Here is a 22,274-nt window from a genome sequence, read left to right on the forward strand (position 1 = left end):
ACGCATCACCCAACCATGGCCGAAACGAAGCAAAGCAAGCCCCCCGTCAAGAAAGCCGCCGCATCCCGGGCTGCCACCGCCGAAAGCAAGCTGGCCAAGCTCGGCCTGCGTACCGACATGGACCTGGTGCTGCACCTGCCCATGCGCTACGAGGACGAGACCGAGGTAATCGACATCCGCACGGCCTGCCTGCGCGGCGGCCAGACGTCGCAGGTCGAGGGCATCGTCACCAAGAACGAGATCACGTACAAGCCGCGCAAGCAGATGATCGTCCACATCGCCGACGACACGGGCGAACTGATGCTGCGCTTCATGAATTTCTATGGCAGCCAGTCCAGGCAGCTGGCGGAAGGCACCCGGGTGCGTGCCCGCGGCGAGCTGAAACACGGCTTCTTCGGCGCCGAGATGGTGCACCCCACGTACAAGGTGGTCAACGCGGGAGCACCGCTGCCGACTTCCCTTACCCCTGTCTATCCATCCGGCGAAGGCCTGTCGCAGTACGTGCTGCGCCGCGCGATCGCCGACGCGATGGGGCGCGTGGACTGGACCGACACGCTGCCGCCGCGGCTGCTGGACAGGCTGCAGCTGCAAGCCTTCGAGCCGGCGGTGAAGCTGCTGCACCACCCGCCCTCGCAGGTGGACGAGTACGCGCTGGCGGAGCGCTCGCATCCGGCCTGGATCCGCATGAAGTTCGACGAGCTGCTGGCCCAGCAGCTGTCGCTGAAGCGCGCACAGGACGCGCGCCGCCAGAAGGGCGCGGCGCCGCTCGAGGCGGTGGGCGCGCTGACCGCGGCATTCCAGAAGGCGCTGCCGTTCCGGCTGACGGGCGCGCAGGCGCGCGTGCTGGAGGAAATCCGCGCCGACCTGCGCCAGCCCTACCCGATGCAGCGCCTGCTGCAGGGCGACGTGGGCAGCGGCAAGACCGTCGTCGCGGCGCTGGCCGCGACGCAGGCCATCGACAGCGGCTTCCAGGCCGCGCTGATGGCGCCCACCGAGATCCTGGCCGAGCAGCACTTCCGCAAGATCGCCGCGTGGATGGAACCGCTGGGCGTGAAGGTGGCGTGGCTGACCGGCAGCCTGAAGAAAAAAGACAAGGCGGCGGCTTCGGCACTGGCCGAGTCGGGCGAGGCGCGGCTGGTGATCGGCACGCACGCGCTGATCCAGGAAACGGTGCAATTCGCCCGGCTGGGCCTCGTCATCGTCGACGAGCAGCACCGCTTCGGCGTGGGCCAGCGCCTCACGCTGCGCAACAAGGGCGCCGACGGGCTGGTGCCGCACCAGCTGATGATGTCCGCCACGCCGATCCCGCGCACGCTGGCGATGACGTACTACGCCGACCTGGAGGTGTCCGTGATCGACGAGCTGCCGCCGGGCCGCACGCCGATCGTCACGCGCGTGATCGACCAGAACCGGCGCGACGAGGTGATCGCGCGGGTGCACGCGGCCGCGCTGGACGGCCGCCAGGTGTACTGGGTATGCCCGCTCATCGAGGAATCGGAAGCGCTGCAATTGCAGACCGCGACGGAAACCTATGAAACGCTGGCCGCGGCGCTGCCGGACCTGCAGGTAGGCCTGGTGCATGGCCGCATGAAGCCGGCCGAGAAGCAGGAGGTGATGGATGCCTTCAGCGCCGGCCGGGTGCACGTGCTGGTGGCCACCACGGTGATCGAAGTGGGCGTGGACGTGCCGAATGCGTCGCTGATGGTGATCGAGCATGCGGAGCGCTTCGGCCTGTCGCAGCTGCACCAGCTGCGCGGGCGCGTGGGCCGTGGCTCGGCGGCCAGCGTGTGCCTGCTGCTGTATCAAAGCCCGCTGGGCCCCGTGGCCAAGCAGCGGCTGGCCACGATGCGGGAAACCACCGACGGCTTCGAGATCGCCCGGCGCGACCTGGAAATCCGCGGCCCCGGCGAATTCCTCGGCGCGCGCCAGTCCGGCCAGGCGATGCTGCGCTTCGCCGACCTGGAAACGGATGGCTGGCTAGTCGACCAGGCGCGCGACGTGGCGCACGCGCTGCTGCACGATCCGGCCGGGCAGCCGGTGGTGGAAGCGCACCTGGAACGGTGGCTGGGCGGGCGCGAAGAGTTCCTGAAGGTGTAGCGGCGCTTCCCGGTCACGCAGGTGGCGCGCAAGCATGCGCGGATAAGTCTTGCAGCTTGCAATCCCTGGCCTATGCTGGATGCAGCGGTGCCAGGAATTTATCCGGAACTCTTCAAGGGGGTCGCGATGCTTCGATTGCCGGTTTCATCGCCACTGAATTCATCGCCACTGAATTCATCTTCACTGAATTCATCACCACTGAATTCGCCACTGGGCTCATCGTCACTGGGCTCATTGTCACTGGGCTCATCGTCACTGGGCTCATTGTCCCTTCGCTCGTTGTCCCTCTGCTGCTCCCTTGCCATGGCCCTGCTGTTTGCCGCCACGGGCGTGCTCGCCGCCCCCGTGATGGTATTCAACGCCAGGTCGGCCACCACGGGCATCGACAATCTCGAACAATGGGTATGGGTCACCACATCGCTGTGGGAAACGGGCGACCACTACAACTTCGGTTACCAGCCGCGCGACGAGGTCGTCATCGATGACGATAACGGCCTCCGGATCACCTACCATTACCTCGACATTACCTATGACGTGGATGCGCACTGGCGCGATTGGGCGATGATCAGTCTCGTCGGCCAGGCGAACGGCGTCCACACCGTGCAGTTCACGGTCGACGGCGTGCTCGATCCCGCACAGGCCTCGCGCCTGGTCGACGGCGAGCTGGCTTTCCAGGCCAGCGTGTTCCTGTCGGGCTTCTACGAGCCCGAGCCGATACCGGGCTATCCCGGCCACATGCAGCCACCACTGCCGCCGGTGTTCACGAACACTTCATCCGCGACGCCCGCCATGCCGCCCATGACAACGCACTTCGGCAGCGGCCGGGAATTTTATGCTGTCGCGGAGGACCTCTTTACCGCCCCGCGCGACCTCGCCGCATACGACTTCTCATACCTGCTTTACGGGAACGAGGATCTGTTGACCAATCAAGTCGATTTCATGCTGTTCGGGCCCGGCTACGACAAGGAAGTCCGCCACAAGTCGTATACCGAACTGATGAGCGTGGAGATCGTCGCGATTCCCGAGCCCGGTATCTGGATGATGCTGCTTGCCGGAGCCGGCGTGCTGACACTGTCGCGCCATTCCCGGTCGGTCATCTTCCGGAACGGCGCGCCGTTCAAGAGCCCATGGCGCTCCGCCTCTTCATCATGCCGGGAATGAATGCCCGAATGAATGCCGGGCATGATTACAACACCCGAGTGCAGGACAGGAAACCGGTCGTGGCCGACCGGAACGTGGGGCCGGCACAACAAAGCACCGATTGTCCTTGCAGGCTGCAACTCATGGCCTATGCTGGTTGACGCAATATAAAAAAAACAATCGACAATCCAGGGGGAAACATGTTTCGACCGATGCGCTCATTGTTCGTGTCACTACCCCTGCTGTTCGCCGCCGCGGGCGCATCCGCCGCCCCGGTGATGACATTTACCGCCGTTTACGCCACCACCGGCATCGACGACACCAGCGCCTCGGTCTACAGCAACGCCAGCTTCCGGGAAACCGGCGAGCGTTTCAATGTCGTCCATACACTGCGCGACGAAGTCGTCATCGAAAACGGCCTGCAGACCACTTCCCACTACCGTGACGTGACCTATGATGTGGCGGGTCACTGGCGCGATGCGGCGCACGTCGATCTCGACGTGACGGCCATCGGCGAGCATACCGCGCAATTCTGGATCATCGGCACGCTGCTTCCCGCGCAGGTGCCGCGCCTGATCGATGGCGCGCCCGGATTCGAGGCCGGCGTGTACCTGAGCGGCGACCATGTCTCCACCGAGGTACCGGAATACCCCGGCCTGCTGCAGCCGCCGCCTCCGCCCGTCTTTGCGGACATGTCGTCCGGCACGCCCGCCGCGCTGCCGGTCTGGGCGAACTACGATCCCTCGGGATCGTTCGACAGCGGCGCAACGCATGCCTTCACAGGCTTGCCCGGCCACTTCCGTTTCGAGTACGAGTACCTGCTGTATGCGAATGCCGGGCTGCAGACCAGCCGCATCGACTTCGCCCTGTTCGGTCCGGGCTATGACCACCAGGTTCTCAACCAGGGTTATACGGAACTGCTGGGCGTCGAGGTGATCGCCGTGCCCGAACCGGCCATCTGGATGCTGCTGCTGGCCGGCGCCGGGGTACTGACACTGTCGCGCCATTCGCGCTCGCAGATTTTCCGGAACGACGAGCTCAAAAACACATGACGATGCGCGTCGCCATGTCGAACATGAACGCCGGTTGCAGGTAGGCGGCAAAGCACGCCGCCAGCACCAGGGCGACCAGGCACCACGCGAGCAGCCGGCGCCAACGCGGATTCCTCATTCCACCTCCTCGTTACATCGGTCACGCAACCACATTTACACAACCACATTCACGCAAGCACATTCACGCAAGCACATTCACGCATCCACGCTCAGGCAACCACGTTCAGGCAACCTTCAGTTGCGGTCGAACCAGCGCCCGCTCGTCGATGGGCAGGTTGGCCAGGCCGGCCAGCACGCCCAGGCCGATCGAAATGGTCCACACCACGTCGTAACTGCCTTGCAGGTCGAACAGGTAGCCGCCCAGCCAGACGCCGAGGAAACTGCCGACCTGGTGCGAGAAGAACACCACGCCGGCCAGCATCGACATGTGGGACAGGCCGAACACGCCGGCGATGATGCCGTTCGTCAGCGGCACCGTGGACAGCCACAGCACGCCCATTGCCGCCGCGAACAAGTACACGGACAGCGGCGACAGCGGCAGCGCGACGAACAGCGTGATCACCGCGGCACGGGCGAAGTAGATGAACGACAGCAGGTAGCGCTTCGGCAGCCGGCCACCCAGCTTGCCCGCCCAGTAAGAGCCGAAGATGTTGAACAGGCCGATCAGCGCCAGTGCCACCACGGCCACCTTGGGATCGGCCACGCCCTTGTCCCTCAGGTACGCCGGCATGTGCACGCCGATGAACACGAGCTGGAAGCCGCACACGAAATAACCGGCCACCAGCAGCAGGAACGAGCGGTTGCCCAGGGCTTCGCCCAGCGCTTCGCGAATCCCTTGCCGATGGCCGGTAGCCGCCGGCGCCACCGGTTCGCGCAGCCGGAATGCCATGGGCACCATCAGGAACACCACGATGGCGGCCAGCAGATACAGCGCGTTTTGCCAGCCGGCCTGCGAGATCAGGGTCTGCTCGATGGGCATCAGCAGGAACTGGCCGAACGAGCTGGCGGCACCGGAAATGCCGAATGCCCACGAGCGTTTTTCTGGCGGTGCAGCACGGCCGATGATGCCGCTGACGGCGCCGAACGCGGTGCAGGCCAGGCCCAGCCCGATCAGCACGCCGGAGCCGGCGATGAACAGGAAAGGATCGGACACCGTGGCCATCCAGACCAGGCCGGCCATGTACGCAAATGCGCCGGCCAGCACGACCCGCATGGTGCCCCAACGGTCGGCCACCATGCCGGCGAACGGCCCGAACGCTCCCCACAGCAGGTTCTGCAGGGCCATCGCCAGCGAATAGGTTTCGCGGCTCCAGCCATTTTCCTGGGAGATGGGCTGCATCCAGAAGCCGAAACCATGGCGCACGCCCATGGCCAGCGTCAGCACGACGCCGGTGGCAAGCAAGATCGTTTTAAGGTCGAGGGAGCGCTGGCTGGTGGACATGGATAAGCCTTTCTGGGTCACCAAAGCAGTGTAACGCAGGATGTTCGTGCTGCATTGCAACACCTTGCATATGCTTCAATGAATAAAGTCGTTGTATTGAATCGAATGCAACATTAGAATGCGAATCAATCTGGACTAATCGTTAAATAAATGCTATCTATCAAAAAATATTTCTTCGTTGCATCTTTAGCGTTTGCCACCCAGGCGCTTGCGGCACCTGCCGCGGAAAACACCGCTTCCACGGCCGCCAGCACCACCCCGGCAATGGCCAGCACCAAGGCGTCGCCGGCAACCGTGCGCCAGGCCCACAAGGCCGCCGACCCGGCCGGGCAATTGCTGGCCGATCGCCCATCCAGCTGGTCCATGCTGCTGGTCGGCGCCGGCGTGCTGCTGCTGCCACGCAAGCGCCGCGTGGACAACAGCGTTCGCTGATCAGCGGTCGGCGTCGTACACGACGCCGATCTGCCGCCGCATCTCGTCCAGCACGCCCATCAGCGCCAGCGTTTCATCGAGCGGCATCACGGGGCTTTCAGTCAGGCCTGCGCGCAGGCAGCGGTTCACTTCGATGATCTCGTGCGCATAGCCGTTGCCGATGCGCGGCAGGCACTGCGTACGCCGGCTCCCGTCGTGCAATTCCACCGTCAATTCTTCCGTGTTGTGGAAGCGGCCGTGCAGGCGCACGAAGCCCTGGCTGCCGCACACCGTGAACTCGGCCGGCGTTCGCGCGGCCAGGCTGGCCGTACCGGCGGCCAGGCAACCGTTCTCGTGCTGCAGCGCGAAGGTGCATTGCAGGTCGACGCCTGTCGGGCCCACCTGGCCCACGGCCTGCACTGCCTTCACGGGCCCGAGGAAGTATGCCGCGATCGACAGCGGATAGATGCCCAGGTCCAGCAATGAGCCGCCGCCCAGCGCGCGATTGAACAACCGGTGCTCGGGGCCGGCGTCGGAGTAGAAGCCCAGGTCGCCCTGCGCGGTGGCCACGGTGCCGATTTCGCCGCTGTCCACGATGCGCTTCGCTTCCAGCACCGCGGGCTGGAAGCGCGTCCACATCGCTTCCATCGCGAACAGCTTTTTCTCGCGCGCCAATGCCACGATGTCTTCCGCTTCGCGGCGGTTGACGGTGAAGGCCTTTTCGACCAGGACGTGCTTGCCGCCGTTCAGGCACATCAGCGCGTTCTCGCGGTGCATCGGATGGGGCGTGGCAACATAGATCGCATCGACATCCGGATCGTCCGCCAGCGCCTGGTAACTGCCGTGGCTCTTCGTCAATTCATGCGAGCCATGCTCGGTGGCGAAACTGGTAGCGCTATCAACACTTCTCGACGCAACGGCCGCGAGCACGGCATCGGGCGTATCCTTCAGCGCGGCGGCAAAGTCCTTGGCAATCCTGCCGGTGCCGAGGATGCCCCAGCGGATGGTTCGTACAGTCATGGTTTCTCCAGGGTGGGTGCGCTCCGCTTGGCGCGGAACACGGTGGTGTCATCATAGAATGCATCGTCCTGCCCGCCCCACCAGCCCGGAATGCCCAGTACCGGCAGCGGCGTGAAATCGGCCTTGCACAAGCCGGTCGTGCGCAGGCGCTCCGCCAGGTGCGCATCGAGCCATGCCTGCTGTGCATTGCGCGGCAACGCGAACCAGCTGGCTGGCGCGGCCACCACCAGTGTATGCGCGGTGATCGCCTTGTAGGGTGCCACCAGCTTTTCCATCAGCGCATGGCCGAACAGCCAGACCTGCGCCTCGCTGCCGAACGCGCCGGCGCGCGCGACGAAGGCTTCGCGCCAGTGGTGGTTGCGCAGCGCGTCGGCCAGCGCGTGGCCTGGTGCGGTATCCGGCACGACGAGCAGGGCCGCATTCTCGTCGAACAGCGTGGCCGCGTCGCGTGCCGGGCCGCGCTCGCCACGGATGCCGTCGCGCGCGATCTGTGCCGCCTGCAAGGCGTTGAGCTCGCGCTTGATGAGCGGGAAACTCAGCCACACCAGGCCGTTGAAGAAATCGTGCATGTTGTCGCGCGTGGGCACGCAGCCGGTGGCGCCGATATGTTCTTCATACGCCGTCCCTTCGGGCAGCGCGGCCTGTGGCACGAAGCGGATCGGCAGGCCGGCGTGGTTGACCAGCTCCAGCGCAGCGGCGCGCGCGCTGAAGGTCCCGATGACGTCGCGCGGATCGACCGCCCCGGCGGCCGCGCGCACCGCGTCATACCATGGCCGGGACCAGTCGACCGCGGGCAGCACCGATGTTACGCCATCCGCCAGTTGATGGTTTCGCCGGCGTTCAGCGGCACCACTTCCTGTTCGCCGAACGGCAGCGACTGCGGCAGCGTCCATTCTTCGCGATTCAGCGTGATCGTGCCCTCGTTCGGCGGCAGGCCATAGAAGGCCGGGCCGTTCAGGCTGGCGAAGGCTTCCAGCTTGTCCAGCGCGCCGGCGCGTTCGAATGCCTCGGCGTACAGCTCCATCGCGTGCAGCGCGGTATAGCAGCCGGCGCAGCCGCAAGCCGACTCCTTGGCGCCCTGCGCGTGCGGTGCCGAGTCGGTGCCGAGGAAGAAGCGCTCGTCGCCGCTGGTGGCGGCCGTGACGAGCGCCAGGCGGTGCTCTTCGCGCTTGAGCACGGGCAGGCAATAGTAATGGGGCCGGATGCCGCCCTTGAAGATCTCGTTGCGGTTGTACAGCAGGTGGTGCGCGGTGATCGTGGCGGCGATCGGGCCTTCGGCCTCGGCCACGTATTGCGCGGCATCCTTGGTGGTGATGTGCTCGAACACCACGTTCAGCGCCGGGAAGCTCTTGCGCAGCGGGCGCATGACGCGCTCGATGAACACGGCTTCGCGGTCGAACAGGTCGATGTCGCCATCCGTCACTTCGCCATGCACGAGGAACGGCAGGCCGGTTTCCTGCATCACTTCCAGCACCTTGTAGCAGTTGGCCAGGTCCGTGACGCCGGCATCGGAATTGGTGGTGGCACCGGCCGGGTACAGCTTCACCGCATGCACGAAATCGGACTCCGCGGCGCGGCGGATCTCGTCCGGCGACGTGTTGTTGGTGAGGTACAGCGTCATCAGCGGCTCGAACGACAGCTCGGCCGGCAGCGCCGCCAGGATGCGGTCGCGGTAGGCGGCTGCCTGGGCAACGGTGGTGACGGGCGGCTTCAGGTTCGGCATCACGATGGCGCGGCCGAACTGGCGCGCGCTGTGCGGCAGCACGCTGGCCATGGTGGCGCCGTCGCGCAGGTGAAGGTGCCAGTCGTCCGGGCGGATGATGGTCAGGGAAGATGGGGTGTCGAAGGTGGTGGACATGACTAGCCTGGAAGTGCGGTCTCGAAATGCGGCCCGGGGAAGCGATCGCAAAAAATGGAACAGGAATGCGCCATTTTACCTTCTTGCACGCTGCAAGCGCCGCACCAGGGCCGACAAGGCACAGCACATCACGAAGTAGACCACCGCGACGAAGCTGTACATTTCCACCAGCCGCCCGTCGCGCTGGGCGACGCGGGCCGCGGCGCCGACGAAATCGGGCACCGACAGCACGTACACCAGCGACACGTCCTGGAACAGCACGATGGTCTGCGTCAGCAGCACCGGCAGCATGTTGCGCAGGGCCTGCGGCAGCACCACGTAGCCCATGCACTGCCAGTAGCGCATGCCCAGCGCCTGCGCGGCATGCACCTGGCCGCGCGAGATGGCACCGATGCCGCCGCGCATGATCTCGCAGTAGTAGGCTGCCTGGAACAGGGTGAACGTGATCAGCGCGGACCAGAACGCGCCGACGCGCACGGGTTCGTCGGCACCAATCACCCAGGCGGCCAGGTACGGCACGAGAAAATAAAACCAGAAGATCACCAGCACCAGCGGCACCGCGCGGATCAGGTTGACGTAGCCGGCGGCCAGCAGCGCCAGGGGGCGAAAGCCGGACAGCCGGGCCAGCGCCAGCAGCGTGCCGAGCACCACCCCGCCGGCCATGGCCAGTACCGTCAGCCGCAGGGTGAAGGTCATGCCGGTCAGCAGCACGTCCGCCCAGGACCGCCGGATCACGTCGAAGTCGAACTCCATCAGCGCGCTCCCAGCGAACCGGGCAAGGCCAGCCGGCGCTCGAGGACGTTCATGCCGGCGGTGACGGCCAGGTTCACCGCCACGTACAGCACGGTGGCCGCCGCATAGGCTTCGAACACCTGGAACGAGAATTCCTGGATCGCGCGGGCGCTGGCCGTCAGCTCCACCAGGCCGATGGTCAGCGCCACCGAACTGTTCTTGATGATGTTGAGGAATTCGCTCGCCAGCGGGGGAAGAACGATCCGGACTGCCAGCGGCAGCAGCACGTACCGGTACGCTTGCGGACGCGTGAGCCCCAGGGCCAGGGCGGCCTGGGCCTGGCCGCCCGCCAGCGCGTCGACGCCGGCGGCGACCTGCACGGCCACCCGCGCGGACGTGAAGAAACCCAGGCAGATCACGGCGGTGACGAACGGCGCCTGCGGCAGCGCCTTCAGCCAGTCGCCCGCGGCGCGCGGCAGCAGCTCGGGCACCACGAAGAACCACAGGAACATCTGCACCAGCAGCGGCACGTTGCGGAACAGTTCGATATAGGCGCCGGCCGCCATGCGCAGCGGGCGCTGCGGCAGGGTGCGGGCAATGCCGGCCAGCGCGCCCAGCGCCAGCGCCATCACCCAGCCGGCCAGCGACGTGGCCAGCGTCCAGCCCAGGCCGGACAGCAGCATCTGCCAGTAGGTGTTTACGCCATCCGGCGACAGCTCGCCGAATATCGCCCAGTTCCAGTGATAGTCCATCGGACGCCGCGGGGTCAGCCGGTCAGCCGCTCAGCCACTGGCCGGTCAGCGATAGGCGGCGGGGTCGGACGAATCGGTGGGATTGGCCAGCACCTTCTGCAGCTGCGGCGAGATCGGCACGTTCAGGTTGATGCCTTTCGGCGGGACCGGGCTGGTGAACCATTTCGCATACAGGCGCGGAAAATCGGGCGACGCGAAGGCGGCACGCAGTGCCGCATCGACCGCTTCCTTGAACGGTGCGTCGCCGCGGCGCAGCATGATGGCGTACGGCTCGAGCGACAGCGCCTCGGTGCCGATCGCGTAGTCGGCCGGCTGCTTCGAACCGGCCACCTGGGCCGCCAGCAGGATATCGTCGTTCGCCTCGGCATTGGCGCGATTCGTTTCCAGCATCAGGAAGGACTCGGGATGATCCTTGCCGACCACGATGCGCATGCCGAGGTTGCGCTCGCGGTTCAGCGCCGTCATCTGCTTCAGCGTGGTGGTGCCGGCGGTGGCCACCAGCGTCTTGCCCTTCATGTCCGCCAGCGTGCGGATATTGGCCGTCTTGCGCGTCAACAGCCGGTTGGCGATCACGAAGATGGTGGGCGAGAAGGCCACCTGCCGCGCGCGCTCGGCATTGTTGGTGGTGGAGCCGCATTCGAGGTCGATGGTGCCGTTCGCCATCAGCGGGATGCGGTTGCTGGCGGATACCGGCGTTATCTTCACTTCCACCGGCTTGTTCAGGCGCTTCTTCACTTCGTCGACGATCTTCATGCACAGGTCGACCGAGTAGCCGATGAAGCGGCCCTTGTCGTCCAGGTAGGAGAACGGCACCGACCCTTCGCGCACGCCCAGCGTGATGTAGCCATCGCGCGCGATCTTGGCCAGCGTGCCGTTACGCGGTGGCTCCGCCTGCTGCGCGTGCAGCAAGCCGGGTAACGCCAGGAGCAGCAGGACAAACAGCCGGATCGATGCCATGATTTCCTCCCTGGAGAAATACACGTCGCAAAAGAACCAACAGCAAGACCGAACACAGATCGAAGACAGACCGAACACAGGCCGAACACAGGCCGAAACCTTGAAAACTGGCAGGCTGAGCTGACGGGCTGCCGCACGCCCGTGCCGGGACTCAGTGGATGATCCGGGCCAGGAAATCGCGCGCGCGCTCCGAGCGGGGCGCGCCGAAGAATTCTTCCTTGCCGCAATCCTCGACGATGCGGCCCGCATCCATGAACACCACGCGGTTGGCCACGCGGCGCGCGAAACCCATTTCATGGGTGACGACCATCATCGTCATGCCATCCTGCGCCAGGCCGACCATTACGTCCAGCACTTCATTGATCATTTCCGGATCCAGCGCGGAGGTGGGTTCATCGAACAACATCGCGATGGGATCCATCGACAGCGCGCGGGCGATCGCCACGCGCTGCTGCTGGCCGCCGGACAACTGGGCCGGGTATTTGTCCTGCTGCGGCAGCAGGCCGACGCGATCGAGGTATTTCAGGCCCCGTTCATCGGCTTCGTCGCGCGTTCGCTTGAGCACCTTGACCTGGCCAAGCGCCAGGTTTTCGCGCACCGACAGGTGGGGGAACAGTTCGAAATTCTGGAACACCATGCCGATCCTGGCGCGCAATCGCGGCAGGCTGGTATCGGGCGCCGTCACGGACGTGCCATCGACGACGATCTCGCCCCGCTGTATGGGTTCGAGGCCGTTGACGGTCTTGATCAGGGTGGATTTACCGGAGCCGGAAGGGCCGCAGATCACCATCACGTCGCCCCTGTCCACCCGCGTAGTGCAATCGGTGAGCACCTGGAATTGCCCATACCACTTACTGATGTTCTGGATTTCTATCATCGCCATTCGTGCGCTCACAGCCTGCTTGACAGTGTCGGAAGCCCCAAGGATACTGCGCGAAACTTTTCAATTAAATGCCTGATAATTAATCATTTTACGGCAAACCCCGGCCACGGCGCGCACCCCGCGCCGCAAGGCCCAGCATGGAGAGACACAGCTCATGGAGAAAAAGAACCGCCTGACCACCTGGATCCTGGTGGCGCTGGCCCTGGGGATCGTGGCCGGCTACATCCTGAACAGCACGATGCCTGCGTACACGGCGTCGTACTCGGAAACGATGTCGCTGCTCACGACCATGTTCCTCCGCCTGATCAAGATGATCATCGCGCCGCTGGTGTTCTCCACGCTGGTGGTGGGCATCGCGCGCATGGGCGATGCCAGCGAAGTCGGCCGCGTGGGCCTGAAGTCGCTGGCATGGTTCTTCGCCGCCTCGGTGGTGTCGCTGGCGCTGGGCCTCGTGCTGGTCAACATCTTCCGCCCCGGCGATGCGCTGGCGGGCACGCTGGCCAACACAGCCACATCGACCGCCAACCTGGCCACCAGCAGCCTGACGCTGAAGGACTTCATCACCCACCTGATTCCCGTGTCGATCGTGGATGGCATGGCGAAGAACGAGATCCTGCAGATCGTGGTGTTCTCGCTGTTCTTCGGCCTGGGCGCCGCCGCCGTGGGCAAGAAGGCCGAACCGATGGTCGATGCGATCGACGGCGTGGCCCACGTGATGTTGAAGGTGACGGGCTACGTGATGCAGTTCGCGCCGATCGCCGTGTTCGCGGCCGTCTCCGGCATCATCGCCAAGGAAGGCCTGGTCGTGCTGAAGACCTACGGCGTGTTCATGGCCGAGTTCTATTTCGGCATCGCCTTGCTGTGGGGCCTGCTGATGTTCGCCGGCTTCCTCTTCCTCGGCAAGCGCATCTTCGACCTGATGAGGGAAGTGCGCGGCCCGACGATCCTGGCGTTTTCCTGCGCCTCGTCGGAAGCGGCGTTCCCGAAGACGCTGGAAGGGCTGGAACGCTTCGGCGTGCGCAACCGGATCGCCGCGTTCGTGCTGCCGATCGGCTACTCGTTCAACCTCGATGGCTCGATGATGTATTGCACCTTCGCCGCGGTGTTCATCGCCCAGGCTTACGGCATCGAACTGTCGCTGGGCACGCAGATGGCGATGATGGCCGTGCTGATGCTGACGTCGAAAGGCATGGCCGGCGTGCCGCGCGCCTCGCTGGTGGTGATCGCCGCCACGCTGTCGCAATTCAATATCCCGGAAGCGGGCCTGGTGCTGCTGCTGTCGATCGACCACTTCCTGGACATGGCCCGTTCGGCCACCAACGTGATCGGCAACAGCATCGCCACCGCCGTGGTGGCCAAGTGGGAAGGCGAATTGACCCATCCTGCGAAGGACAAGGACCCGGCGCTGGAACCACTGACCTGATTCGCGGCGACCTGATTCGCGGCGAGATGATCAAGGCCGGGCTCGACAGCCCGGCTTTTTTTTGCCTGGTTTTTTCCCTGTGCATCGCCGATGCGTGCGAACGAATACCTTGACAGCCGGGGCAAGACCCGGCGTCGTGCATCCGGGCTTGCCTTGCCGCTCATGGCAGCCTCCGTTGCAGCAGGGATTCGCTATCGCCCAGGCGCGACCAGCGCACGGCCCAGGCACCCGGCACCATCATCAGCAGGCCACAGGCCAGCATCAGCACGGATACCGGTTCCGGCACCGGCATCGGCGCGGCGGCCATGACGGCGGGCGGCGGAAATTCGGCAGGCAGCGGCAGGTCGGTCAGTACGGCGCTCCATGCCAGGTCCGCCCAATCCTCGGCGGGGATGTAGCGGACCGGCTGCGCGGACAGGTGGTGCGGGAAATACTGGGCGAAATACGGTGTGGAGCGAGGCGGGGAATAAGTGGAGGAATAAGCAGAGAAATAAGCGGAGGAATAAGCGGAGAAATAAGCGGGAAGGTAGGCTGTGAAATACGCCAGCTGGTGCGCGGGTACCTGTCCGGGTGGCTGGCCCGGCGCCTGCGCAGTGGCCTGGAGATCGATCAGTTCCACCGCCCGCCCCGGCTGGCAAGCCAGCAGCACCGCAAGCGCAACGACAGTCAGCGCAACGACAGAATGCGCAACTACGGGTCTGGATCGCATGGCGCCTCTCCCATCGGGCCGCGCGCGGTGCGGCCCCGTCCATGCCGAGGCAAGTTATGGGCCAGGCAAATAAAGCTTCTGTGAATCAGCCACTTGCTGCGAAGTCGTCGGTATGCCTCGCAAGGCTGTCAATAGCGCCGACAGTTCATGCCGCGGCATCGGCCGGAGCGTCGGCGCGGGCTTGCTGGCGCGCCCACATCTGCGCATACAGCCCGCCCGCGGCCAGCAAGGCGGGATGATTGCCGCGCTCGACGATGCGGCCATGGTCCAGCACCAGGATCTGGTGCGCATCGGCCACGGTGGACAGGCGGTGGGCGATCACCATCGTCGTGCGGTTTTTCGCGATCTCCTTCAGCTGAGCCTGGATCGCCTGCTCCGCCTTGGAATCGAGCGCGGAGGTGGCTTCGTCGAAGATCAGGATCGCCGGGTTCTTCAGCAGCGTGCGGGCGATGGCCACGCGCTGCTTTTCGCCGCCGGACAGTTTCAGCCCCCGTTCGCCCACCATCGTGCGGTAGCCGTCGGGCAGGCTGTCGATGAAGTCGTGGATCGATGCCGCCCGGGCCGCGGCCACGATCTCGTCATGCGTGGCGCCCGGCTTGCCGTAGGCGATGTTGTATTCGATCGTGTCGTTGAACAGCACGGTATCCTGCGGCACGATGCCGATCGCGTGGCGCAGCGAATCCTGGGTGACCGCACGGATATCCTGGCCGTCGATCGTGATCGCGCCGCCGCCGACTTCGTAGAAGCGGAACAGCAGGCGCGACAGCGTGGACTTGCCGGAACCGCTATGGCCGACGACGGCGGTGGTGGTGCCCGCCTGGATCGTGAAGTCGACGTCGAACAGGATCTGCCGCTTGGCTTCGTAGCTGAAGTCGACATGCGAGAATTTCACCTGAGCGCCGTGCGTGACGAGGGGCCGGGCATCCTTCGCATCGGCCACTTCGCGGTTCTCGTCGAGCAGCGAGAACAGGCGTTCCATGTCGGCCAGGCTCTGCTTGATCTCGCGGTAGATCACGCCCAGGAAATTGAGCGGGATGTACAGCTGGATCATGAAGGCGTTGACCAGCACCAGGTCGCCCAGGGTCATCGTGCCGTCGACGACGCCGACCGTGGCGCGCCACAGGATCAGCGTGACGGCGGTGGCGATGATCGCCGACTGGCCCGTGTTGAGGAAGGACAGCGAGGTTTGCGAGCGCACCGCCGCCGCCTCGTAGTGCTTCAATCCTTCGTCATAGCGCTTGGCTTCGTATTCCTCGTTGCCGAAATACTTGACGGTTTCATAATTGAGCAGCGAATCGATGGCCTTCGTGTTGGCCTTCGAATCCAGGTCGTTCATGGTGCGGCGGAAATGCGTGCGCCAGTTGGTGACGATCACCGTGAAGGCGATGTACAGCACCAGCGCACTGAACGTGATCACCGAGAACCACACGTCGTAGTGCGTGACGAGGTAGGCCAGCACCAGCGTGATCTCGACCAGCGTGGGCAGGATGTTGAACAGCGTGTACGAGATCAGCGAGCCGACGCCGCGCGTGCCCCGCTCGATGTCGCGCGTCATCCCGCCGGTCTGCCGGTTCAGGTGGAAGCGCAGCGACAGCGCGTGCAGGTGGCGGAACACCTGCAGTGCGATGGTGCGTACGGCACGCTGCGTGACGCGGGCGAACAGGAACTCGCGCAGCTCGGTAAACACGGTGGTGGACAGCCGCAGCGCGCCATAGGCGAGCAGCAGCCCGACCGGCAGGATCAGCAGCGCGCGGGGATCGCCGGGCTTCAGCGTCATCGCGTCGACCAGGTGTTTCAGCACGACCGGCACGCCGACGTTGGCCAGCTTGGCGCCCACCAGCGCCAGCAGGGCCAGCAGCACGCGCCATTTGTAGACCAGCAGGTAAGGCAGCAGGGTTTTCAGGGTGGCAAGATCGCTGCGGCCGGGGCGGGCGGGCGGAGGTGGCTCGGAGGAGTAGGCGGAACGGCGCATGACTGGCGGACGGGCTGGTTTACAATCGGAACCCATTGTATCCCCCAACGAGTTTTCATGATGACCACGCCCGACGCCGCTCCCGCTCCTGCTCCTGCTCCTGCTCCCGCCGCCACCTCCGCGCCAAACTGCCTGCCTGTTGGCAAGATGCCGGAACTGCGGGTCATGCCCGCCCCCTCCGATGCGAATGTCTATGGGGACGTGTTCGGCGGCTGGATCATGGCCCAGGTGGACATCGCCGGTTCGCTGCCCGCCACCCGCCGCGCCAACGGCCGCGTGGCGACCATCGCCGTCAATTCCTTTGTATTCAAGAATCCCGTGTTTGTCGGGGACCTGCTGTCCTTCTACGCCGATATCGTGCGGGTAGGCACCACGTCGATCACGGTCAATGTCGAGGTCTACGCGGAACGCAACCGCCTGCAGGCGGACATCGTCAAGGTGACGGAAGCCACGCTCACCTACGTGGCCACCGGCCCGGACCGCAAGCCGCGTCCGGTACCGCCGATCGAATCGCTGATGCACAAGTAAGCGTGGAGCACAGCCGCCGGCAATTGCTGCTGACGGGCGCGCGCGTGGCCGGCCTGGCCGCGCTCGGCCCGGCGCTCGCGTGCGCGGCGGCACCGCGCAACGCGCCCTATCCGTTCACGCTCGGTGTCGCCTCGGGCGCCCCGCTGCCCGACAGCGTGGTGCTGTGGACCCGCATCCTGTTCGACCCGCTCGATGCCCGCAGCACGCCGCCGGTGGCGTTCGCGGTGCGCTGGGAAATCGCCGAGGACGAAGCGTTCCGCCGCATTGCCGCCAGCGGCAGCGCCACCGCCAATCCGGCGCTGGCGCACAGCGTGCACGTGGACGTGAAAGGCCTGCGGCCGGACCGCTGGTACTGGTACCGCTTCATGCTGGACGGTGCCGTGAGCCCCGTTGCGCGCACCCGCACGGCGCCGGCGCCGGGCACCCTGCCCCGCTCGCTGAAAGTGGCCGTGGCCTCGTGCCAGCACTGGGAATTCGGCCACTACGCGGCGCTGCGCCACCTGGCGCAAGCCGTGCCGGACCTGGTCGCCTTCCTGGGCGACTATATCTACGAATGGGGCCAATACAGGCTCGAGCATCCAGACCGGGCCGTGCGCCGCGACGAAAGCTTCACGCTGGACCAGTACCGCGCCCGCTATGCGCAGTACAAGAGCGACCGCGACCTGCAGGCCGCGCACCACGCGGCGCCATGGATCATGACGTGGGACGACCATGAAGTGGCCAACGACTACGGCGCGCTGCGGGATGAATTGCTGACGCCCGATTTCGCGGCGCGCCGCGCGGCCGCCTACCAGGCTTACTGCGAACACCAGCCGCTGCGCTTCACCGCCAGCGGCTTCCGTAACGTGCGGATGTACCAGCGCTACGACTGGGGCGTGCTGGCGCGCTTCCACGTGCTGGACAACCGGCAGTACCGCTCGCCGCAGGCCTGTGCGCGGCCGAACCGCGGCGGCTCCAATTCCGTCTACCGCAACGCCTGCGCGATGCTGGCCGATGGCGGGCGCACGATGCTGGGTTCCGCGCAGGAGAGCTGGCTCCAGGATGGACTGAAGAGCTCCAGGGCGCGCTGGAACGTACTGGCCCAGCAAACCCTGATGGCGCAGTCGTCGCAGGTGGAGATCCGCCGCGCCAGCGACGGCCGCTTCTGGACCGATGGCTGGGATGGCTACCCGGCGGCGCGCCAGCGGCTGCTGGACTCCGTGCGCGCCAGCGGCGCCGCCAATCCGCTGGTGCTGTCGGGCGACGTGCACACCTTCTATGCGGCCGAGCTGCGGCGCGACCCGACCCGGCCCCGCTCCTCGGGCAACCCGGTGGTGGCGACAGAATTCTGCGGCACGTCGGTCACGTCGAGCTCGCGGCCGCAGGCGCGCACCGCGCAGTACGTGGCGATGAACCCGCACATCAAGTACGGGCGCAGCGACCGGCGCGGCTACATGCTGATGGAGATCACGCCGGAACGGACGTCCGTGCTGTTCCAGGGGCTCGACGATGTGCGGAACAAGGCCAGCGGGGTGCAGACGCTGGCCCGGTTCGCGGTGGAGGGTGGCAAGGCGGGGGTGGTGGCGGCCTGAGAAACGTTACCCGACACATTGAAAGCGCATGCATTCACCCCAGCAGCGAAGGGCTAGGGTCAGGGAGGAGTACCGGCATGCATGCCGGTACCGCTACGCAGGCAAGGAGCAGTGCTCCTCGAAACCCCTGCTCCGCCCCGGCGGGGTGCAGCAGGGGTTTCGCGAAGCCTGCTTCGCGCCTGCGGAACGATGCTGGCATGCATGCCAGCATTCCCCCCTGACCCCGGAATTTGCACTTGGGTGGGCTTTATCTAAGCGGCATAGGGGTAGGTCCTCAGGCCGCTTTCTTCTCGTCCCGCAACTGCCGCCGCAGGATCTTGCCCACGTTGGTCTTCGGCAGGTCGTCGCGGAACTCGATGTACTTCGGCTTCTTGTACGCCGTCAGCTCGTGCTTGCAGAATTCCATCAGCGATTCGGCCGTCAGGTTCGGGTCCTTGCGCACCACGAACAGCTTCACGGCTTCGCCGGAATTCTTGTCCGGCACGCCGATGCAGGCGCATTCCAGCACGCCGGGATGCGCGGCCACCACGCCTTCGACTTCGTTCGGATACACGTTGAAGCCCGAGACGATGATCATGTCCTTCTTGCGGTCGACAATCTTCGTGTAGCCCCGCTCGTCCATGATGCCCACGTCGCCGGTCTTGAAGAAGCCGCTGGCCGTCATCGAGCGGGCCGTTTCATCGGGGCGCTGCCAGTAGCCGGCCATCACCTGCGGGCCGCGGATGGCGATTTCGCCGGCCGTGCCGAGCGGCACTTCATTGCCGTCGTCGTCCAGGATGGCCACTTCGGTGGACGGGATCGGCAGGCCGATCGTGCCGGTGAATTCCTTGATGTCGACCCGGTTGGCGGTGGCCACCGGCGACGTTTCGGACAGGCCGTAGCCCTCGATGATCGGCGTGCCGGTCAGCTTCAGCCACTTGTCGGCCACGGCCTTCTGCACGGCCATGCCGCCGCCGTTGCACACCTTGTAGCTGGAAAAGTCGAGTTTCGCGAAATCGGGATTGTTCAGCAGCGCGTTGTACAGCGTGTTCACGGCCGGCAGCACCGTGACGCGGTATTTCGCCAGTTCCTTGACGAAGCCGGGAATGTCGCGCGGATTCGGGATCAGCACGTTCAGGCCGCCCAGGCGCATGCCCATGAAGGCGGAAATCGTCAGCGAATAGATGTGGTACAGCGGCAGCGCGCATACGAAGACCACCTGCTCCTGCTGCGGCCCCATGTGCAGCCACGCCTCGTTCTGCAGCACGTTGGCGACCACGTTTCGGTGCAGCAGCACGGCGCCCTTCGAGACGCCGGTGGTGCCGCCGGTGTACTGCAGGAAGGCGATGTCCTCGTGGCCGATCCGGGCCGGATGCAGCGTCATGCGGCCGCCCTCGGCCAGCACCTGCTTGAAGGTCACGGCGCGCGGCAGCGAGAAGGCCGGCACCATCTTCTTCACGCGGCGCACCACGAAGTTGACGATGGCGCCCTTCACGGTGCCCAGCAGGTCGCCCATGGTGGCCACGATCACGTGCTGCACCGGGGTTTCATGCAGCACCTGCTGCACCGTGTTGGCGAAGTTTTCCAGCACGATGATCGCTTCGGCGCCGGAATCCTTCAGCTGGTGCGCCAGCTCGCGCGGCGTGTACAGCGGGTTGACGTTGACCACCGTGTAGCCGGCGCGCAGGATGCCGGCCATCGCCACCGGATATTGCAGCACGTTGGGCAGCATGATCGCCACGCGGGCACCCTTCTGCAGCCCCTTGCCCTGCAGCCAGGCGCCGAACTTGCGGGACATCTGGTCGACCTGCGCATAGGTGAGGAACTTGTCCATGCAGACGTAGGCCTTGTCATCGGCATACTTGCGGAACGACTCCTCCAGCAGATGCGTCACCGAGGTGTACTGCGAGACGTCGATCTCGGCGGGTACGCCTTCGGGATAGGATTTCAACCAGATTTTTTCCATGCAATGCCTCTTTCGTGTTATTCGGGAATCCCTGATGGGCATTCCTCATGCAGCTTCCTTGGAGCCGGCCAGGACTTCGTCGCGCAGTACGCGCCGCAGGATCTTGCCGACATTGGTCTTCGGGAGTTCGTCGCGGAACTCGATGTATTTCGGCTTCTTGTAGCCGGTCAGGTTTTCCTTGCAGTAGGCCATCAGGACGTCGGCGGTCAGCGCCGGATCCTTGCGCACCACATACAGCTTGACCGCCTCGCCGGAGTGCGCGTCCGGCACGCCGATGCAGGCTACTTCGAGCACGCCGGGATGCGCCGCCACCACCGCCTCGAGTTCGTTCGGATAGACGTTGAAGCCGGAGACGAGGATCATGTCCTTCTTGCGGTCGACAATTTTTACATAACCGCGCTCGTCCATGATGCCCACGTCGCCGGTCTTGAAGTAGCCGCCGGCCGTCATCACCTTGGCGGTCTCCTCCGGCCGGTTCCAGTAGCCGGCCATCACCTGCGGACCGCGGATGGCGATCTCGCCGGGCTGGCCCAGCGGCACTTCGTTGCCGTCGTCATCGAGGATGGTCACCTCCGTCGACGGAATGGGCAAGCCGATCGTGCCGGAAAACGCCGTGCTGTCGGAGCGGTTGCAGGTAGCTACAGGCGCCGTTTCGGACAGGCCGTAGCCTTCGATGATCGCCACGCCGGTGGCCTTCAGCCACTTGTCGTTGACGGCCTGCTGCACCGCCATGCCGCCGCCGTTGGCGATTTTCAGGCCGGAAAAATCGAGATGGTGGAAATCGGGGTGATTGACCAGCGCGTTGTACAGCGTGTTTACCGCCGGCAGCATGTTGAACTTGTACTTGGCCAGTTCCTTGATGAAGCCGCCGATATCGCGCGGGTTCGGGATCAGGATGTTCAGCGCGCCCATGCGCATGCCCCACATCGCGCATGCCGTCAGCGCGAAGATGTGATACAGCGGCAGCGCGCACACGATCGACAGTTCCGCGACGCGCGGTTCCTTGGCCAGGCCCGGCTGCGACCAGGCTTCCACCTGCAGCACGTTGGCGATCACGTTCTTGTGCGTCAGCGTGGCGCCTTTCGAGACCCCGGTGGTGCCGCCGGTGTACTGCAGGAAGGCGGCATCGTCGTGCGCGATGTCGACCGGCGTCAGTTTCATGCCGGACGCGTGCGACAGCGCTTCCTTGAAGCGCACCGCGTTCGGCAGCGAATACGCCGGCACCATCTTCTTCACGCTGCGCACCACGAAGTCGACGACCAGGCCCTTGGCCATGCCCAGCATTTCGCCCATGCTGGCCACGATGATGTGCTTCACGGCCGTGCGGCCCAGCACCTGCTCGAGCGTGTGGGCGAAGTTTTCCAGGATGATGATCGCTTCCGCGCCCGAATCGGCCAGCTGGTGTTCCAGCTCGCGCGGCGTGTACAGCGGATTGACGTTGACCACCGTGTAGCCGGCACGCAGCACGGCGGCCAGCGCGACCGGGTATTGCAGCACGTTCGGCATCATCAGCGCCACGCGCGCGCCCGGCTTCATGCCGCGGCTTTGCAGCCAGGCGCCGATGCGTTTCGAATACGTGTCGAGTTCACCATAGGTGATGAACTTGTCCATGCACACGAAGGCCTTGCGGTCCGCGTATTTCTGGAACGATTCCTCCAGCAGGTGTACCAGCGAGCGGTACTGGTTCGGATCGATTTCGGCGGGAACGCCGGATGGGTACGACTTCAACCAGATCTTGTCCATGCTGTGCCTCTTGTCTCCGTTTTATTGCAGGGCGACCGTG

21 protein-coding genes are annotated in these 22,274 nt (G+C 65.2%); 7 read left to right on the forward strand and 14 right to left on the reverse strand.

The genetic code is table 11. The features are described from left to right. Positions 1-15 precede the first annotated feature (15 nt). From recG to OU994_RS31415, 3 genes are all read left to right on the forward strand, one after another. Complete coding sequence (gene recG, locus OU994_RS31405) at positions 16-2,097, forward strand: ATP-dependent DNA helicase RecG (protein ID WP_131148789.1); 2,082 nt, start codon at positions 16-18, stop codon at positions 2,095-2,097. A gap of 303 nt (positions 2,098-2,400) precedes the next feature. After that, positions 2,401-3,258 carry a PEP-CTERM sorting domain-containing protein gene (locus OU994_RS31410; protein ID WP_281609087.1) on the forward strand — a complete coding sequence of 286 codons (858 nt, stop codon included), beginning with the start codon at positions 2,401-2,403 and terminating at the stop codon, positions 3,256-3,258. A 179-nt stretch (positions 3,259-3,437) separates the two neighbouring features. Continuing rightward, complete coding sequence (locus tag OU994_RS31415; RefSeq protein WP_281609088.1) at positions 3,438-4,289, forward strand: PEP-CTERM sorting domain-containing protein; 852 nt, start codon at positions 3,438-3,440, stop codon at positions 4,287-4,289. Here the strand turns inward: OU994_RS31415 and OU994_RS31420 are convergent. The 3 genes from OU994_RS31420 to OU994_RS31430 all read right to left on the reverse strand — a co-directional run bounded on the left by OU994_RS31420 (position 4,276) and on the right by OU994_RS31430 (position 6,005). Continuing rightward, a complete protein-coding gene (locus OU994_RS31420) occupies positions 4,276-4,407 on the reverse strand; it encodes a hypothetical protein (protein WP_281609089.1) in 132 nt (43 codons plus the stop codon). The two genes, OU994_RS31415 and OU994_RS31420, sit on opposite strands and share 14 nt — an antisense overlap. A 105-nt stretch (positions 4,408-4,512) precedes the next feature. Next, entirely contained in the window at positions 4,513-5,730 is a 1,218-nt protein-coding gene (locus tag OU994_RS31425; protein WP_281609090.1) for an MFS transporter, read from the reverse strand. A 125-nt stretch (positions 5,731-5,855) separates the two neighbouring features. Continuing rightward, a complete protein-coding gene (locus tag OU994_RS31430) occupies positions 5,856-6,005 on the reverse strand; it encodes a hypothetical protein (RefSeq protein ID WP_281609091.1) in 150 nt (49 codons plus the stop codon). On the opposite strand from OU994_RS31430, the gene OU994_RS31435 reads away from it, so the two are divergent. Beyond that, entirely contained in the window at positions 5,995-6,162 is a 168-nt protein-coding gene (locus OU994_RS31435; RefSeq protein WP_281609092.1) for a hypothetical protein, read from the forward strand. The two genes, OU994_RS31430 and OU994_RS31435, sit on opposite strands and share 11 nt — an antisense overlap. Here the strand turns inward: OU994_RS31435 and OU994_RS31440 are convergent, their stop codons facing one another. The 7 genes from OU994_RS31440 to OU994_RS31470 all read right to left on the reverse strand — a co-directional run bounded on the left by OU994_RS31440 (position 6,163) and on the right by OU994_RS31470 (position 12,337). Further along, positions 6,163-7,161, reverse strand: a complete 999-nt coding sequence (locus OU994_RS31440) for a Gfo/Idh/MocA family protein (protein ID WP_281609093.1) — start codon at positions 7,159-7,161, stop codon at positions 6,163-6,165. It lies immediately after the preceding gene. Beyond that, positions 7,158-7,961, reverse strand: a complete 804-nt coding sequence (locus OU994_RS31445) for a DUF3025 domain-containing protein (protein ID WP_281609094.1) — start codon at positions 7,959-7,961, stop codon at positions 7,158-7,160. Before OU994_RS31445 ends, OU994_RS31440 begins: the two co-directional genes overlap by 4 nt. A gap of 5 nt (positions 7,962-7,966) precedes the next feature. Then, positions 7,967-9,019 carry a dihydroorotase gene (gene pyrC / locus OU994_RS31450; RefSeq protein WP_281609095.1) on the reverse strand — a complete coding sequence of 351 codons (1,053 nt, stop codon included), beginning with the start codon at positions 9,017-9,019 and terminating at the stop codon, positions 7,967-7,969. A gap of 75 nt (positions 9,020-9,094) precedes the next feature. Further along, positions 9,095-9,772, reverse strand: coding sequence for an amino acid ABC transporter permease (locus tag OU994_RS31455; RefSeq protein WP_131148783.1), 678 nt, complete (start codon positions 9,770-9,772; stop codon positions 9,095-9,097). Beyond that, complete coding sequence (locus OU994_RS31460; protein ID WP_281609096.1) at positions 9,772-10,503, reverse strand: amino acid ABC transporter permease; 732 nt, start codon at positions 10,501-10,503, stop codon at positions 9,772-9,774. Before OU994_RS31460 ends, OU994_RS31455 begins: the two co-directional genes overlap by 1 nt. A 45-nt stretch (positions 10,504-10,548) precedes the next feature. Then, a complete protein-coding gene (locus tag OU994_RS31465; RefSeq protein WP_281609097.1) occupies positions 10,549-11,460 on the reverse strand; it encodes an amino acid ABC transporter substrate-binding protein in 912 nt (303 codons plus the stop codon). A 151-nt stretch (positions 11,461-11,611) separates the two neighbouring features. Continuing rightward, positions 11,612-12,337 (reverse strand): amino acid ABC transporter ATP-binding protein, encoded by a 726-nt coding sequence (locus OU994_RS31470; RefSeq protein WP_281611767.1) that lies wholly within the window; start codon positions 12,335-12,337, stop codon positions 11,612-11,614. Positions 12,338-12,497: 160 nt separating this feature from the next. On the opposite strand from OU994_RS31470, the gene OU994_RS31475 reads away from it, so the two are divergent. After that, the gene (locus OU994_RS31475; protein WP_281609098.1) at positions 12,498-13,766 is read left to right on the forward strand and encodes a dicarboxylate/amino acid:cation symporter; all 1,269 of its coding nucleotides are present in this window, start codon (positions 12,498-12,500) and stop codon (positions 13,764-13,766) included. Between the two features lie 160 nt (positions 13,767-13,926). Here the strand turns inward: OU994_RS31475 and OU994_RS31480 are convergent, their stop codons facing one another. Together OU994_RS31480 and OU994_RS31485 are read right to left on the reverse strand one after the other, a co-directional pair. Beyond that, positions 13,927-14,475, reverse strand: coding sequence for a hypothetical protein (locus tag OU994_RS31480; RefSeq protein WP_281609099.1), 549 nt, complete (start codon positions 14,473-14,475; stop codon positions 13,927-13,929). 145 nt (positions 14,476-14,620) lie between these two features. Next, positions 14,621-16,447 (reverse strand): ABC transporter ATP-binding protein/permease, encoded by a 1,827-nt coding sequence (locus OU994_RS31485; protein WP_131148778.1) that lies wholly within the window; start codon positions 16,445-16,447, stop codon positions 14,621-14,623. A gap of 60 nt (positions 16,448-16,507) precedes the next feature. On the opposite strand from OU994_RS31485, the gene OU994_RS31490 reads away from it, so the two are divergent. Together OU994_RS31490 and OU994_RS31495 are read left to right on the forward strand one after the other, a co-directional pair. Then, complete coding sequence (locus OU994_RS31490; RefSeq protein WP_373922640.1) at positions 16,508-16,975, forward strand: acyl-CoA thioesterase; 468 nt, start codon at positions 16,508-16,510, stop codon at positions 16,973-16,975. Positions 16,976-16,977: 2 nt separating this feature from the next. Beyond that, a complete protein-coding gene (locus OU994_RS31495; protein ID WP_281609100.1) occupies positions 16,978-18,546 on the forward strand; it encodes an alkaline phosphatase in 1,569 nt (522 codons plus the stop codon). A gap of 274 nt (positions 18,547-18,820) precedes the next feature. On the opposite strand, the gene OU994_RS31500 is transcribed toward OU994_RS31495, so the two are convergent. Together OU994_RS31500 and OU994_RS31505 are read right to left on the reverse strand one after the other, a co-directional pair. Then, entirely contained in the window at positions 18,821-20,491 is a 1,671-nt protein-coding gene (locus OU994_RS31500; RefSeq protein WP_131148776.1) for a long-chain fatty acid--CoA ligase, read from the reverse strand. Positions 20,492-20,536: 45 nt separating this feature from the next. Then, positions 20,537-22,234 (reverse strand): long-chain fatty acid--CoA ligase, encoded by a 1,698-nt coding sequence (locus tag OU994_RS31505; protein ID WP_281609101.1) that lies wholly within the window; start codon positions 22,232-22,234, stop codon positions 20,537-20,539. Between the last annotated feature and the right edge of the window lie 40 nt (positions 22,235-22,274).

Source organism: Pseudoduganella sp. SL102, assembly GCF_027856995.1.
GTDB classification, from domain to species: Bacteria; Pseudomonadota; Gammaproteobacteria; order Burkholderiales; family Burkholderiaceae_D; genus Rugamonas; species Rugamonas albidiflava.

Excerpts from the sequence above, each read along its gene's own strand:
- recG (WP_131148789.1), top strand. The coding sequence starts at position 16 with ATGGCCGAAACGAAGCAAAGCAAGCCCCCCGTCAAGAAAGCCGCCGCA.
- OU994_RS31410 (WP_281609087.1), top strand. The coding sequence starts at position 2,401 with ATGGCCCTGCTGTTTGCCGCCACGGGCGTGCTCGCCGCCCCCGTGATG.
- OU994_RS31415 (WP_281609088.1), top strand. The coding sequence starts at position 3,438 with ATGTTTCGACCGATGCGCTCATTGTTCGTGTCACTACCCCTGCTGTTC.
- OU994_RS31420 (WP_281609089.1), bottom strand. The coding sequence starts at position 4,407 with ATGAGGAATCCGCGTTGGCGCCGGCTGCTCGCGTGGTGCCTGGTCGCC.
- OU994_RS31425 (WP_281609090.1), bottom strand. The coding sequence starts at position 5,730 with ATGTCCACCAGCCAGCGCTCCCTCGACCTTAAAACGATCTTGCTTGCC.
- OU994_RS31435 (WP_281609092.1), top strand. The coding sequence starts at position 5,995 with ATGGCCAGCACCAAGGCGTCGCCGGCAACCGTGCGCCAGGCCCACAAG.
- OU994_RS31440 (WP_281609093.1), bottom strand. The coding sequence starts at position 7,161 with ATGACTGTACGAACCATCCGCTGGGGCATCCTCGGCACCGGCAGGATT.
- pyrC (WP_281609095.1), bottom strand. The coding sequence starts at position 9,019 with ATGTCCACCACCTTCGACACCCCATCTTCCCTGACCATCATCCGCCCG.
- OU994_RS31455 (WP_131148783.1), bottom strand. The coding sequence starts at position 9,772 with ATGGAGTTCGACTTCGACGTGATCCGGCGGTCCTGGGCGGACGTGCTG.
- OU994_RS31460 (WP_281609096.1), bottom strand. The coding sequence starts at position 10,503 with ATGGACTATCACTGGAACTGGGCGATATTCGGCGAGCTGTCGCCGGAT.
- OU994_RS31465 (WP_281609097.1), bottom strand. The coding sequence starts at position 11,460 with ATGGCATCGATCCGGCTGTTTGTCCTGCTGCTCCTGGCGTTACCCGGC.
- OU994_RS31470 (WP_281611767.1), bottom strand. The coding sequence starts at position 12,337 with ATGATAGAAATCCAGAACATCAGTAAGTGGTATGGGCAATTCCAGGTG.
- OU994_RS31475 (WP_281609098.1), top strand. The coding sequence starts at position 12,498 with ATGGAGAAAAAGAACCGCCTGACCACCTGGATCCTGGTGGCGCTGGCC.
- OU994_RS31480 (WP_281609099.1), bottom strand. The coding sequence starts at position 14,475 with ATGCGATCCAGACCCGTAGTTGCGCATTCTGTCGTTGCGCTGACTGTC.
- OU994_RS31485 (WP_131148778.1), bottom strand. The coding sequence starts at position 16,447 with ATGCGCCGTTCCGCCTACTCCTCCGAGCCACCTCCGCCCGCCCGCCCC.
- OU994_RS31490 (WP_373922640.1), top strand. The coding sequence starts at position 16,508 with ATGACCACGCCCGACGCCGCTCCCGCTCCTGCTCCTGCTCCTGCTCCC.
- OU994_RS31500 (WP_131148776.1), bottom strand. The coding sequence starts at position 20,491 with ATGGAAAAAATCTGGTTGAAATCCTATCCCGAAGGCGTACCCGCCGAG.
- OU994_RS31505 (WP_281609101.1), bottom strand. The coding sequence starts at position 22,234 with ATGGACAAGATCTGGTTGAAGTCGTACCCATCCGGCGTTCCCGCCGAA.